This is a genomic window from Streptomyces sp. NBC_01352 (genome assembly GCF_036237295.1).
Lineage (GTDB): Bacteria > Actinomycetota > Actinomycetes > Streptomycetales > Streptomycetaceae > Streptomyces > Streptomyces plumbiresistens.
On record NZ_CP108354.1, the window covers coordinates 4286941 to 4300612 of the forward strand.

11 protein-coding genes and 1 pseudogene are annotated in these 13672 nt (G+C 70.5%); 10 read left to right on the top strand and 2 right to left on the bottom strand.

Features of this window, described 5'->3' with window-relative positions:
• Positions 1-28: 28 nt before the first annotated feature.
• Complete coding sequence (locus tag OG252_RS19810; protein ID WP_329337606.1) at positions 29-748, bottom strand: hypothetical protein; 720 nt, start codon at positions 746-748, stop codon at positions 29-31.
• A 126-nt stretch (positions 749-874) separates the two neighbouring features.
• Between OG252_RS19810 and OG252_RS19815 the strand changes: the two genes are divergently transcribed.
• The 6 genes from OG252_RS19815 to OG252_RS19840 all read left to right on the top strand — a co-directional run bounded on the left by OG252_RS19815 (position 875) and on the right by OG252_RS19840 (position 7390).
• On the top strand, positions 875-2086 hold the full coding sequence (locus tag OG252_RS19815; protein ID WP_329337608.1) for a pyridoxal phosphate-dependent aminotransferase: 1212 nt from the start codon (positions 875-877) through the stop codon (positions 2084-2086).
• A 76-nt stretch (positions 2087-2162) separates the two neighbouring features.
• Entirely contained in the window at positions 2163-2585 is a 423-nt protein-coding gene (locus tag OG252_RS19820) for an SCO4983 family protein (protein ID WP_266434374.1), read from the top strand.
• A gap of 431 nt (positions 2586-3016) precedes the next feature.
• Positions 3017-4090 (top strand): substrate-binding domain-containing protein, encoded by a 1074-nt coding sequence (locus OG252_RS19825; RefSeq protein WP_329337611.1) that lies wholly within the window; start codon positions 3017-3019, stop codon positions 4088-4090.
• A gap of 12 nt (positions 4091-4102) precedes the next feature.
• On the top strand, positions 4103-5272 hold the full coding sequence (locus tag OG252_RS19830; RefSeq protein ID WP_266434378.1) for a toxic anion resistance protein: 1170 nt from the start codon (positions 4103-4105) through the stop codon (positions 5270-5272).
• Entirely contained in the window at positions 5269-6801 is a 1533-nt protein-coding gene (locus tag OG252_RS19835) for a substrate-binding and vWA domain-containing protein (protein ID WP_329337613.1), read from the top strand. The genes OG252_RS19830 and OG252_RS19835 overlap by 4 nt, the downstream gene beginning before the upstream one ends.
• Positions 6788-7390, top strand: a complete 603-nt coding sequence (locus tag OG252_RS19840; RefSeq protein ID WP_266434381.1) for a hypothetical protein — start codon at positions 6788-6790, stop codon at positions 7388-7390. The genes OG252_RS19835 and OG252_RS19840 overlap by 14 nt, the downstream gene beginning before the upstream one ends.
• Before the next feature lie 202 nt (positions 7391-7592).
• Here the strand turns inward: OG252_RS19840 and OG252_RS19845 are convergent, their stop codons facing one another.
• Complete coding sequence (locus tag OG252_RS19845) at positions 7593-9434, bottom strand: phosphoenolpyruvate carboxykinase (GTP) (protein ID WP_266434383.1); 1842 nt, start codon at positions 9432-9434, stop codon at positions 7593-7595.
• A 340-nt stretch (positions 9435-9774) separates the two neighbouring features.
• Here OG252_RS19845 and trhA point away from each other — a divergent pair, with 340 nt between their 5' ends.
• From trhA to OG252_RS19865, 4 genes and pseudogenes are all read left to right on the top strand, one after another.
• Positions 9775-10488, top strand: coding sequence for a PAQR family membrane homeostasis protein TrhA (trhA, locus tag OG252_RS19850; RefSeq protein WP_266434385.1), 714 nt, complete (start codon positions 9775-9777; stop codon positions 10486-10488).
• A 116-nt stretch (positions 10489-10604) separates the two neighbouring features.
• Positions 10605-12263, top strand: a pseudogene (locus OG252_RS19855) (MFS transporter).
• 5 nt (positions 12264-12268) lie between these two features.
• Positions 12269-12898 (top strand): TetR/AcrR family transcriptional regulator, encoded by a 630-nt coding sequence (locus OG252_RS19860; RefSeq protein WP_266434387.1) that lies wholly within the window; start codon positions 12269-12271, stop codon positions 12896-12898.
• A gap of 33 nt (positions 12899-12931) precedes the next feature.
• Complete coding sequence (locus OG252_RS19865) at positions 12932-13666, top strand: Mut7-C RNAse domain-containing protein (protein ID WP_266434389.1); 735 nt, start codon at positions 12932-12934, stop codon at positions 13664-13666.
• Positions 13667-13672 lie beyond the last annotated feature (6 nt).

Sequence of the window (13672 nt, forward strand, 5' to 3'; positions counted from 1 at the left end):
GGCCGAAAACACCTCCTCGGCTCAGCCGTTACTTGGGCCCTTTCGTGCCGCCCGGCCCCCGCCCCTTGCCGTCGGAGTTGCCCGGGGCCGAGTCGCCCTGGTCGGTGGTCGAGGTGTCCGTGGGGGTGGAGGTGACGGACGGGTCCGTGGACGACCCCGCCGAGGGCTCCCCGGACTCCCTCGCGTCCGGCGAGGCACCCTCCGACGTGTCCGCCGTACCGCCCGGCCCCTGGGTGTCCGGGGAACCGGAGGACGCCGGGCCGTCCGAGGAGGGCGAGCCCGCCGGGCCCCTGGACTCGTCCGGCGCCGAGCGCGTGGCGTCCTCCGTGCCCTGCGTCCCGTCGGCGGAGGACCCCGAGACGGCGAACCCGGCGATCAGCGCCGCCACGGACACCGCGCCCGCCGCCCCGGCGGCGACCAACGCGCGGCGCGACCGCCACCGGCTCGGCTTGCGCCGCGACCGCCGCGGCCCCGGGTCGGCCGGGCGGGCGGCGACCGGTTCGGCGTCGACCGCCGGCGCGCCGACCGCCACCGGCCCGACCTCGGTCACCGGGGGCAGTTCGGCCGTCTGGTCGTAGGCGTTCTGCCAGCCGTGTGCGGCGGCCGGGTCGACGTACTCCTCGTACGGGGGTGTCGATTCGACCAGAGGGAGGTACACGTTCGGCGCCTCCCGCGACTCGCCGTCATGGGCGCCGGGCGCGCCGTCGGCGCCGGACGCCCCGTTCTCGTACTGAGGTGGCCTGGACATGGCCGCGCATTGTAGAGACGGAAGGGGTGTGTGGGACAGCCGTCGGCGATATCCACCCAAACCACCGCGTCTCACGTGGCGGAAAACACGGCCCACGAAGCGTTACCGGGCCGTAAGCTCCCAGACATGCAGGTGATCCAGTCGACCAAGCTCGCCAACGTCTGTTACGAGATCCGGGGCCCGGTTCTCGAGGAGGCGATGCGCCTGGAAGCGGCAGGGCACCGCATCCTCAAGCTGAACACCGGCAATCCGGCCGCGTTCGGTTTCGAGTGCCCGCCCGAGATCCTGGAGGACATCCTCCGCAACGTCTCGTCGGCGCACGGCTACGGCGACGCGAAGGGCCTGCTGGCCGCACGCCGGGCCGTCGTGATGCACAACCAGACCATCGGCATCGAGACCGACGTCGAGCACGTCTTCATCGGCAACGGCGTCTCCGAGCTGATCGTGATGGCGATGCAGGGGCTGCTGGACGACGGGGACGAGGTCCTCGTACCGGCCCCCGACTATCCCCTGTGGACCGCGGCCGTCTCCCTCTCCGGCGGCACCGCCGTGCACTACCGGTGCGACGAGCAGGCCGACTGGATGCCCGACCTCGCGGACGTGGAGCGGAAGGTCACCGACCGCACCAAGGCGATCGTCATCATCAACCCGAACAACCCGACGGGCGCGGTGTACGACGAGGCGATGCTGCGCGGGCTCACCGACATCGCCCGCCGGCACAACCTGCTGGTCTGCTCCGACGAGATCTACGACAAGATCCTCTACGACGAGGCCACGCACACCCCGACCGCCAAGATCGCCCCCGACCTGCTCACCCTCACCTTCAACGGGATGTCGAAGGCGTACCGGGTCGCCGGTTACCGGGTCGGCTGGATGGCGATCTCCGGGCCGCGCGCGCACGCCGACTCCTACATCGAGGGCCTGACGATCCTGGCGAACATGCGGCTGTGCGCGAACATGCCGGGCCAGCACGGGGTCGTGGCCGCGCTCAGCGGGCGGCAGACCATCAACGACCTGGTGCTGCCGGGCGGGCGGCTGCGGGAGCAGCGGGACGTGGCGTACGAACTGCTGACCCAGATCCCGGGGGTGAGCTGCGTGAAGCCGAAGGGGGCGCTGTATCTGTTCCCGCGCCTCGACCCCAAGGTCTTCAAGATCAAGGACGACCGGCAGATGGTCCTGGACCTGCTCCGGCAGGAGAAGATCATGGTCGTCCAGGGCACCGGCTTCAACTGGCCCGAGCCGGACCACTTCCGGGTGGTGACCCTGCCGACGGCGGGAGACCTGCGGTCGGCGATCACCCGGATCGGGAACTTCCTGGACGGTTACGGCCAGCCGTGACCGAGTTTTGTGGGTCGCTCAACTTTAGACGAGATCTAAGCTAGGATGGTTTCCTGACAGCACAGGAGGCCATCCCATGTACGAGCCGATCCGCACCAAGTCGGTCCACAGCACGATGGCCGGCACCACCTCGGACTTCCCCCACCGTTCCCGTGAGGAAGAGCTGGACATCCAGCTCGCGGGCCATCTCGCCGCGCTGCTCACCGTCACGGACGAGCTGCGCGCGCTGGCGCCGTCCGCCGACCTGGACACCGCCGCCGACCGGCTCGCCGAGCAGGTGACCCGGCTGCGGGGAGGCCGGGCGCCGGCCCGAGCGCCCCTCACGTCCGTCACCGGCCGGCCCAACCTCGCGTCCATGCACCGGCGGGCGCATGCCCTCGCGGGGCGTGCGCTGGTGGTGGCCGCGTCGCGCGCCGACACCGCGGCGGCGATCCTGTCCGCCGAGCGGATGGACGCGCATGCGGCGGCGCTGGAGCCGCGGGAGCTCGCCGCGCACTGAGCCCTCACCGGGCTCCCCATGACGGCCCCGGTCCGCGTGCACCCGTAGCGAGGCGCGGACCGGGTGCCATGTACTGCGTTGGCTTGAGCGGCGGTTGTTGTTCTCGCCGGTTGTGAAGTGCCGGTGGGATGGGGTGCGTTTCGCCGCGGGGGATCTGTTGTTGGGCGGCTGCGGGTTGTGCGTGGCTTGTCGCGCCGTTCCCCGCGCCCCTGAGGCGGTTTCGCCGCGGGGGATCTGTTGTTCGGCAGCCGCGGGTTGTTCGTGGCTTGTCGCGCCGTTCCCCGCGCCCCTATGGGGCTTCGCCGCGGCGGAGCCCCATATTGATACAGCCCCGCGCCCCTTTGGGGGCGCTGCAGTACCGGGACCGGTACGTCACCCCCCGTTCATGCTTTCCGTCGGGGAATGTTGGGTTCCGCGAGCACTCTGCCTCTGTGAGACGAATCGTAGGAATCGTCCTCGCGGTCCTGCTGGTCGGCGGAGTGGTGGCAGCCGTCGTAGCGGGCCGGGACACCGGGGACAAGGGCACGGCAACGAAGACCGTGCGCGCAGTGATCGGGTCGGAGAAGGCGGAGTTCTTCGCCGATCCCGACGTGGTGAAGGCCCTCGCCGCCAAGGGCTACACCGTGAAGGCCGAGACCTCCGGGTCCTGGGCCATGGAGGGACTGGACCTCAAGGGGTACGACCTCGCCTTCCCGTCCAGCCAGGCGCCCGCCGACGAGCTCGCCGCGAAGTACAAGGCCCGGCAGCCCCTGCCGGTGCCCTTCTACTCGCCGCTCGTCGTCGTGGCCCACCGGGGCGCCGCCGAGGTGCTCGCGGACAACGGGCTCGCCGTCCTGGACAAGAACCGCGGCACCCTGAGGATGGCCGCCTATCTGGAAGCCGCCGAGCGCGACCGGACCTGGCAGCAGCTCAAGGGTGCCGAGAAGTACGGGGAGCTGACCGGCACCCTCTACATCGCCAGCACCGACCCGGAGTCCTCCAACTCCGGCGCCCTCTACCTCGCCGCCGCCTCCTACGTCGCCGCCGGCGGCAAGGTGGCCGCGAGTGACGCCGACGTCGACCGCACCGCGCCCCTGATGCGCAAGCTGGTCAGCGTGCAGGGCGCCCAGCAGTCGAGCACGGACGCGGCCTTCCGGGACTTCGTCAGCGGCGCCGGCAATCCGCTGGTGCTGGTGTACGAGTCGCAGGTCGCCTCTCTGCTCGGGGCGGGCCAGAGCGTCGACGACCTCGCCGTCCTCTACCCGGACACCACCGCCAACAGCGACCACACCGTCGTACCGCTCACGGAGAACGGCCGCTCGCTCGGCGAACTCCTCAGCACCGACCCGGAGTTGCGCGAACTGGCCGTCCGGCACGGGTTCCGGCCGCAGGGCGCGACCGCCGAGTTCACCAAGGCCACGGCCGCTCACGCGGAGTACCTCAACCAGAAGCTGACCGGCATCCGGCAGGCGCCCGTGCCCACCTCCGAGGTGTTGCACGCGATGGCGCGCCGGGCGCGCGGATAGGGGGAACAGCACATGACCGACGACACCTTTGTCCTTACGCCGCCCGAGGCCGTCGCGCCCGTGCCGCGGGAGAAGGCCGGCGGGCTCGTCCCCGTCGACGAGACCGTGCGGACCGACATGGCCAAGAAGGCCGCCACGTACATCGAGGGTCTCGCCTCCCTCGACGCCCGCTCCCCCGAGTTCGCCGGCAAGGTCGGGGAGATCACCGCGCTCGGCGCCGGCGAGATGCGCAGCGCCGCCGCGCAGTCCAACCGCATGCTGGAGCGGACCGTACGGAGTCTGCCCGCGAAGGGCGGGGACGCGCAGTCGCAGGTCGCGGGCTCGCTCGTGGAACTCCGGCGCGTCGTGGAGGACCTGGACCCGCGCGACCTGCCCGCCGCCAAGGGCCGGAAGTTCCTGTCCCGGCTGCCCGGCGGCAACAAGCTGCGCGACCACGTCGCCAAGTACGCCTCCGCGCAGGGCACCCTGAACAAGATCGTGGGCTCGCTGCGCGGCGGCCAGGACGAACTGCGGCGTGACAACGCGGCGTTGCAGACCGAGCGGGTCCGGCTGTGGGAGAGCATGGGCAAGCTCCAGGAGTACGTCGTGCTGACCGAGGCCCTGGACGCGGCCGTCGAGCAGCACGTCGCCGGCGTGGAGGCGACGGATCCGCAGCAGGCCGACAGTCTCCGTGCCGACGTGCTCTTCCCGGTCCGGCAGAAGCACCAGGACCTGCTCACCCAGCTCGCGGTGTGCGCGCAGGGCTACCTCGCCATGGACGTCGTACGACGCAACAACGAGGAGCTGATCAAGGGCGTCGACCGGGCGGCCACGACCACGGTGTCGGCCCTGCGGATCTCCGTGATGCTGGCCTCCGCCCTCGACAACCAGAAGAAGGTCGTCGACCAGGTCAACGCCCTGCGCGGGACGACCGAGGACCTCATCCGGGGCAACGCGGAGATGCTCGCCACGCAGAGCGGCGAGATCCAGCGGATCGCCGCCGACCCGGCGGTCGGCGCGGAGACCCTGCGCTCGGCGTTCCAGCAGATCTACCGCACGCTCGACGCCATCGACACCTACAAGGTCCAGGCGACCGAGGTGATGGCGGCGACCGTGGAGTCCCTGACCTCCGAACTGCAGAACGCGAGCACCTACTTGGAGCGCAGCCGGTCGCAGGGCGCGCTGGAAGGAGGGCTCGCATGAGACGACGGCTCACCGCCCTCCTCGCCCTCGCCCTCCTGACGGGCTGCACCGCGGCACAGGATCAGGACGACGACACGGGCGCCCCGGAACCCGGCACCCTGCGCATCCTCGCCTCCAGCGAGATCGCCGACATGACCCCGGTCCTCGACCGGGTCGAGAAGGACACCGGCATCAAGGTCCGGCCCACCTACATGGGCACCCTGGACGCCGTGGAGCTGCTGGCGAAGGGCAAGGCGGACGGGAGGTACGACGCCCTGTGGCTGTCGTCCAACGACTACCTGCGCCTGCGTCCCGACGCGGCGAAGAAGGTCGTGTCCGAGACGCCGGTCATGTCCAGCCCGGTCGCCGTGGGCGTGAGGGCGACGACCATCCTGGAGCTCGGCTGGAAGCCGGAGGACGTCACCTGGGCCCAGGTCGAGCAGGCCGTCCGGGACGGGGAGCTGACATACGGCATGACCGACCCGGCCCGCTCCAACTCCGGCTTCTCCACGCTGGTCTCCGTGGCCTCGGCCCTCTCCGGCGCGCAGTCCGCGCTCACGGACGCCGACGTCACCAAGGCCACGCCCCGGCTGAAGGAGTTCTTCCAGGGGCAGCAGCTGACCTCGGGGTCGTCGGGCTGGCTGGCGGAGGCGTACGAGCGGCGCGAGAACGTCGACGCGCTCCTCAACTACGAGTCCGTCCTCAAGGGCATCCCGGGCCTCACCGTGATCCGCCCCCGCGACGGCGTGGTCACCGCCGACTACCCGCTCTCCTCCCTCGCGGCCACCGACGCCACCACCCGCGAGGACGTCCGCCGGCTGACCGAGGCGCTGCGCACACCGGAGATCCAGCGCGAGATCACCGAGCGCACCCACCGCCGCCCGGTCGTCGCCTCCGTGCGGCCCGCGTCCGGCCTCGACACGACGCGCCGGCGCGAACTGCCCTTCCCCGGCAGTCGTTCCGTCGCCGACGGCCTCCTCGACTCGTACCAGAACGAGCTGCGCCGCCCGTCCAGGACGGTCTACGTCCTGGACACCTCGGGCTCGATGGAGGGCGACCGGCTGGCGGGGCTCAAGGACGCGCTCGCCGACCTCACCGGGGACTTCCGGGAGCGCGAGGAGGTCACGCTGATGCCGTTCGGCTCGGGCGTGAAGAGCGTACGGACGCATGTGGTGGACCCGGCGGATCCGCAGGCCGGCCTCGACGCCATCCGCGAGGACACCGAGGCGCTCACCGCCGAGGGCGACACCGCGATCTACACCTCGCTGGAGAAGGCGTACGAGCACCTCGACGCCGGCCGGGACACCTTCACGTCCATCGTGCTGATGACGGACGGCGAGAACACCGCGGGCGCGAAGGCTCAGGAGTTCGACGACTTCTACGCCGGGCTCGGCGCCGCGCAGCGGGAGACGCCCGTCTTCCCCATCCTCTTCGGCGACTCCGACCGCTCCGAACTGGAGCACATCGCCGAACTGACCGGCGGCCGCCTCTTCGACGCCCAGCAGGGCTCGCTGGACGGCGCCTTCGAGGAGATCCGTGGCTACCAATAAGCTGCTCGGCTATCTCGAGTCCCGCAAGAACATCGCCGGGAGCGCGGGCGGGCTGGCCGGCCTGGCGCTGACCTTCGTGGGGGTCGCGGGCCCGTACTGGCCCGTGGTCGTGGGCGGTCTGTACGGGGCGGGGGCCCTGATCGCCCCGCCGGAACGGCCGGCGCTGCCCGACTTCCCGGACCCGTCCGCCCAGCTCGACGAGATCCGGACCGACTTCGACCGGCTCAAGGACTATCTCGCGGGCGTCGAGCTGCCGCCCGCCGCCGCGGGCCGGCTCACCGAACTGACCGAGCTGCTGGCCGCGTTGCTGGATCCCGGCTGGGTCACCGAGGTGCTCGTCCAGGACCCGGAGGGCGTGCACACGCTGTCGCGGGCCGTACGGCAGGACGTTCCCGAGGCCGTCGACACGTTCGTACGGACCCGGTGGTGGACGCGGCTCGCGCCGGGTCAGGAGTCGCCGGAACGGCACCTGGAGCGGCAGTTGACGCTGCTGCACGAGGAGGCCGAGCGGCTGGCCGCGGGCCTGCGGGAGACGGAGGCGCGGCGGCAGGAGTCGCACACGCGGTACCTGGAGGACCGCTCCAAGTGAGCACGGAGTGAGCACAGGCGAAGGCCTGTCGTCGCGCTCCTCCCGTCGGGGCAGACGGGACCGCGCGACGACAGGCCCAGGACCCCGCACGCCGTTGTACGAAGTCTCGCCGGTCCGGGGTGCTGCCACCGCGGCCGGCCCGTGACGATGTTGCTGGTCAGGGCACGATCGGAGCCGGCCGCGGCGTCTTGTGAGGGCCGGTTCAGCCCAGGCGCTGCACCAGGGCGCGGTACTCGTCCCACAGCTCCTTGGGCGTGTGCTCACCGAAGGTGTTGAGGTGCTCGGGGACCAGAGAGGCCTCCTCGCGCCAGACCTCCTTGTCGACCGTGAGCAGGAAGTCCAGGTCGGACTCGGAGAGGTCCAGGCCGTCGGTGTCGAGGGCGCCCTTGGCCGGCAGGATGCCGATCGGGGTCTCGACGCCCTCGCCCTTGCCCTCCAGGCGCTCCACGATCCACTTCAGGACGCGGGAGTTCTCGCCGAAGCCGGGCCAGACGAACTTGCCCTCGTCGTTCTTGCGGAACCAGTTGACGTAGTAGATCTTCGGGAGCTTCGACTGGTCCTTGCCCTTGGCGACGTCGACCCAGTGGCCCATGTAGTCGCCCATGTTGTAGCCGCAGAACGGCAGCATGGCGAAGGGGTCGCGGCGCAGCTCGCCGACCTTGCCCTCGGCGGCGGCGGTCTTCTCGGAGGCCACGTTGGCGCCGAGGAAGACGCCGTGGTTCCAGTCGAAGGACTCCGTCACCAGCGGTACGGCGGTGGCTCGGCGCCCACCGAAGAGGATCGCCGAGATCGGCACGCCCTTGGGGTCCTCCCACTCGGGCGCGATGATCGGGCACTGCGAGGCGGGGGTGGTGAAGCGGGCGTTGGGGTGGGCGGCCGGACGGTATCCATTTGCTTCGCGGGCGGACTCCGGCGTCCAGTCGTTGCCCTTCCAGTCGGTGAGATGGGCCGGAGTCTCCTCCGTCATGCCCTCCCACCAGATGTCGTTGTCGTCGGTCAACGCCACGTTGGTGAAGACGGAGTTGCCCCACAGCGTCTTCATGGCGTTGGCGTTGGTGTGCTCGCCGGTACCGGGCGCGACGCCGAAGAAGCCGGCCTCGGGGTTGATCGCGTACAGGCGGCCGTCCTCGCCGAACCGCATCCACGCGATGTCGTCGCCGATGGTCTCGACCGTCCAGCCTCGGGTGGTCGGCTCCAGCATGGCGAGGTTGGTCTTGCCGCAGGCGCTCGGGAAGGCGGCGGCGACGTACTTGGACTCGCCCTGCGGCGGGGTCAACTTGAGGATCAGCATGTGTTCGGCGAGCCAGCCCTCGTCACGCGCCATGACGGAGGCGATGCGCAGGGCGTAGCACTTCTTGCCGAGCAGGGCGTTGCCGCCGTAGCCGGAGCCGTAGGACCAGATCTCGCGGGACTCCGGGAAGTGCGAGATGTACTTGGTGCTGTTGCACGGCCACGGGACGTCCTCCTGGCCCTCCTCCAGCGGCGCCCCGAGCGTGTGCACAGCACGCACGAAGAAGCCGTCGGAGCCGAGCTCGTCCAGGACCGGCTGACCCATGCGGGTCATGGTGCGCATGGACACCGCGACGTAGGCGGAGTCGGTGATCTCGACGCCGATCGCGGAGAGGTCCGAGCCGAGCGGGCCCATGCAGAACGGGACGACGTACATCGTCCGGCCGCGCATCGAGCCGCGGAAGACGCCCTTCTCGCCCTGGAATATCTCCCGCATCTCCGCGGGGGCCTTCCAGTGGTTGGTCGGGCCCGCGTCCTCTTCCTTCTCGGAACAGATGAAGGTCCGGTCCTCGACGCGGGCGACGTCGGTCGGGTCGGAGGCGGCGTAGTACGAGTTGGGCCGCTTGATCGGGTCGAGTTTCTTGAAGGTGCCCTTCGCCACGAGCTCCTCGCACAGGCGCTCGTACTCGGCCTCGGATCCGTCACACCAGACCACGCTGTCCGGCTGCGTCAGTTCTGCGATCTCGTTCACCCACGAGACCAGTTCCTTGTGGGTGGTGGGGATGACGGGGGGAGCCGCGATGTCGCGCGCCACGATTGCTCCTAAGTGAGGGATTTTGTCCTTTGTTGCCCCGTGGGGGCCGCGACCCGGATGCTTCGCGTCGATTCCCTCTGGCGCTCATCCGGTGTCGACCGCACTCATTTGATCATCCGACGAGTTCGCCCATCTGTCCAGAGGGCCGTACAGATGAGCGGAGTGAGGATTACCACGTGTAAAATCGCCACTTTGCGTCTACTTGGGATTCAGCTGAAGCATCTTTGAATCGACATTCGACGGGACTCCCGTCAAACCCCCGTGAGATGATGGCCACTCTTCATCGGTCAACGGGTCGCACCGACCCGCAACTTACGGTTCCGTAGGTACGATGCCCCGCATGAATGCGTCCGTCCCCGACGCGACCACGGACACCTCGGCCGCAGGCCGCGGTCCGGTCGCGACCTCCCTGCCGCATCCGGTCAAACCCAGGCTCCGTGGCTGGCTGCACCTGGGTATGTTTCCGGCCGTACTCATCGCGGGCCTGGTGCTCACCGCCCTCGCCGACTCCCCCAGAGGCCGTCTCGCCTGCGGGATCTTCGCCCTGACGGCCTGCCTGCTCTTCGGCGTCAGCGCGCTGTACCACCGGGGCAACTGGAGCCCTCGCATGGACGGGATCCTGCGACGGCTGGATCACGCCAACATCTTCCTGATCATCGCCGGCACCTACACCCCGCTGACGATGCTGCTCCTGCCGGGCGCCAAGGGCCAGTGGCTGCTGTGGAGCATCTGGGCGGCGGCCGTGGCGGGCATCGCCTTCCGCGTCTTCTGGGTCGGCGCCCCGCGCTGGCTCTACACGCCCTGCTACATCGCGATGGGCTGGGCGGCCGTCTTCTTCCTGCCCGACTTCATGCGCACCGGCGGCATCGCCGTCCTCGTGCTGGTCATCGTAGGCGGCCTGCTCTACAGCGCGGGCGGAGTGATCTACGGCATCAAGCGCCCGAACCCGTCACCGCGCTGGTTCGGCTTCCACGAGGTGTTCCACTCCCTCACCCTGGCGGCGTTCATCGCGCACTACATCGGCATCTCGCTGGTGGCGTACCAGCACGCCTAGCACCCTCTCACCCCAGGGCCACGGCTTTCGAGCCGTGGCCCTTTTTGCGTGCCCGAAAGTCTCCGGTCCGCCCCACAAATTGACAGTCACTACATATTGAGAGTTACTCTCATTTCATGGCTACTGTCACTCCGTCTTCCGAGGCACAGCCCGATCCCCGCCGCTGGTGGGCGCTCGCCGCCCTCGTCGCCAGCATGCTGACCCTCGGCTTCGACATGACGATCCTGAACGTGGCGCTGCCGACGATGGCCGGCGACCTCGGCGCCACCACCGGCGAGCAGCTGGGGGTCCCCCCAGGCGTTTAGCACTGGGGGAGGATGGCGGACGCGTACGTCGTCGTCTTCGCGGCGCTGATGCTCCCGGCGGGCCTGCTGGGCGACCGGTTCGGGCGGCGGCTGATGCTGATCGCCGGGCTGGGTGTCTTCCTGGCCGGTTCCGTGGTCGGAGCCCTCGCCGGGGACGTGAACGCGGTGATCGTCGCCCGTGCGGTGATGGGCGTCGGCGGCGCGCTGGTCACCCCGCTCGCCCTCTCCGTCCTGCCCTCGCTCTTCGGGCCCGAGGAGCGCACCAAGGCCGTCGGCATCATCTCCGCCGCCTCCGCGCTCGGCCTGCCGCTCGGCCCGATCATCGGCGGCTGGCTGCTCGACCACTTCTGGTGGGGCTCGGTCTTCCTGGTCAACGTCCCGATGGCCGCGATCGGCATCGCCGCCTGTATCTTCCTGCTGCCCGAGACCCTCCCCCACTCTCGGCTTCGCTCGAGCGGGGGGACCCCCATCCCCTCCTCCCCCAAGGTCGACACCGTCTCCACGGCGCTCACCGCGAGCGGGCTGGGTGCGCTCATCTACGCGATCATCGAGGCGCCCACCCGGGGCTGGGGCGACCCGCTGGTGCTGGGGATGTTCGCCGCGGCTGTCGTCCTGCTCGGCGGGCTGGTCCTCCGGGAGCGGCGGACGGTGCGGCCCATGCTGGACATGACGCTGCTCGCCCAGCGCGGCTTCCTGTTCAACACGCTCGCCGCGACCCTGGTGATGTTCGTCCTGTCGGGCCTGCTGTTCGTCCTGCCGCCCTATCTCCAGGCGGTTCTCGGGCATGACGCCTTCGGCACCGGTCTGCGGCTGCTGCCGATGATGGGCGGACTGATGGTCGCCGCCAGGACCGCGCAGCCGGTGGTCGAGCGGTTCGGTGCGCGGGCCGCCGTCAGCGCGGGCCTGGTGGTGCTGGCCTTCGCCGCGCTGCTCGGCAGCCGTACGACCGTCGACTCCGGCTACGGCTTCATCGCCCTGTGGCTCTCGATCGCCGGCGTCGGCTTCGGCTTCTCGGTCGTCCCGGCGATGAACGGCGCCCTGGGCACACTGCCCCGCGACCGGTCCGGCTGGGGGTCCCCCCCACGCCCTTAAGGCAGTGGGGGAGGCTCGGGGCTGATCATGACGCTCCGCCAGGTCGGTGCCGCGATCGGCATCGCCCTGCTCGGCAGCCTGCTCGCCGAGACCTATCGCGACCGGCTCGACGTCATGGGGCTGTCCGCGCGGGCCGCCGACACCGCCGGGGACTCCGTGGTCGCCGCGCACCTCGTCGCCCGGCAGAGCGGCGCTGCGGATCTGGCGGCCTCCGCGAACAGCGCGTACGTCCACGGCATGGGCGTCGTGCTCCTGGTGTGCGGGGTCGCGGCCCTGGTGTCCGCGCTGCTGGCGGCGGCGTTCCTGCCGAACACCCCCGTGACCGAGAGCTCCGAGACCCCGGACTTGGCCGCCGCCGAGGCCGATGCCCGACAATGACCCCCATGACGCCCGCACGCACCTCTCCCCCCACCGACCTCCCCCAGCTGGGACTTCGTGAGCGGAAGAAGATCAAGACCCGGACGGCGATCCGCGACGCGACGTACGCGCTGATCGAGGAGCAGGGATACGACGCCACGACGATCGAGCAGATCGCCGAGCGCGCCGAGGTGTCGCCGTCCACGGTCTTCCGCTACTTCCCGACCAAGGAGGACATCGTCCTCACGGACGAGTACGACGCGGTCCTCCTGGAGGAGCTGCGGTCCCGGCCGGCGGACGAGCCGTGGCCGGACTCCCTGCGGTACATCATGCGCAAGGCCGTCGGTCTCGGAGCGGACCAGGAACCCGAGGTCACCCGGCTGCGGTCCCACCTGATGGTGCAGGTGCCCGCGGTGCGCGCCCGGATGGTGGAGAGCATGGCCGTCACCGGCAAGCTGCTCGCCGAGGCCGTCTCGGCCCGCACCGGCCGCCCGCAGGACAGCCTGGAAGTGCGGGTCTACACGATGTCCCTGATCGGCGGACTCGCGGAGATCTCCCTGTACTGGGCCGAGAACGACTTCCAGGACGACCTGACCGAGCTCCTCGACCGCGCCCTGGACGTCATCGAACACGGCCTCTCCCCGGAAATCTCCTGAGGCCGGCACCCGCGGCCGTGACATCCTGATCCGGTGACCTCAGCACCGGAGATCCACGTCGAATTCGCCCCCGAACTCGCCCTGTTCGTCCCCCACGGACGACGGTCCGGCACCACCCCGGTCGCCGCCGACGGCGTCTCCACCCTCGGCCATGTCGTGGAGTCCCTCGGCGTCCCGCTGACCGAGGTCGGCGCCCTGGTCGTGGACGGCCGCGAGGTCACCGTGTCGCACCTCCCGGCGGCGGGCGAGTCGGTGCGGGTACGCCCCATCGAGCGCCCCCAGCGGGTCCCCGGCGCTCCCCTGCGCTTCCTGCTCGACGTCCACCTCGGCACCCTGGCCCGCCGGCTGCGCCTGCTCGGCGTGGACACGGCGTACGAGTCGACCGACATCGGCGACCCGGCCCTCGCCACCCGCTCGGCCGCCGAGCGGCGCGTCATGCTCAGCCGCGACCGCGGCCTCCTGCGCCGCCGGGAACTGTGGGCGGGCGCGTACGTCTACAGCACCCGCCCCGAGGACCAGCTCCGGGACGTCCTGGACCGGTTCCGCCCCGAGCTGGACCCGTGGACCCGGTGCATCGCCTGCAACGGCCTGCTGCGGGAGGCCTCCAAGGAAGAGGTGGCCGACCAGTTGCAGGGCGGGACACAGCGGTCGTACGACGTCTTCGCGCAGTGCCGGGAGTGCGGCCGGGCGTACTGGAAGGGCGCGCACCACGAGCAGCTGGAAGCCATCGTGGAGCGCGCCCTGGAAGAGTTCGCCGACCGGAAGTGACCGGGG

Bases quoted from the DNA above. Each gene is read 5' to 3' on its own strand.
- OG252_RS19810 (WP_329337606.1), bottom strand. From the start codon at position 748: ATGTCCAGGCCACCTCAGTACGAGAACGGGGCGTCCGGCGCCGACGGC.
- OG252_RS19815 (WP_329337608.1), top strand. From the start codon at position 875: ATGCAGGTGATCCAGTCGACCAAGCTCGCCAACGTCTGTTACGAGATC.
- OG252_RS19820 (WP_266434374.1), top strand. From the start codon at position 2,163: ATGTACGAGCCGATCCGCACCAAGTCGGTCCACAGCACGATGGCCGGC.
- OG252_RS19830 (WP_266434378.1), top strand. From the start codon at position 4,103: ATGACCGACGACACCTTTGTCCTTACGCCGCCCGAGGCCGTCGCGCCC.
- OG252_RS19835 (WP_329337613.1), top strand. From the start codon at position 5,269: ATGAGACGACGGCTCACCGCCCTCCTCGCCCTCGCCCTCCTGACGGGC.
- trhA (WP_266434385.1), top strand. From the start codon at position 9,775: ATGAATGCGTCCGTCCCCGACGCGACCACGGACACCTCGGCCGCAGGC.
- OG252_RS19860 (WP_266434387.1), top strand. From the start codon at position 12,269: ATGACGCCCGCACGCACCTCTCCCCCCACCGACCTCCCCCAGCTGGGA.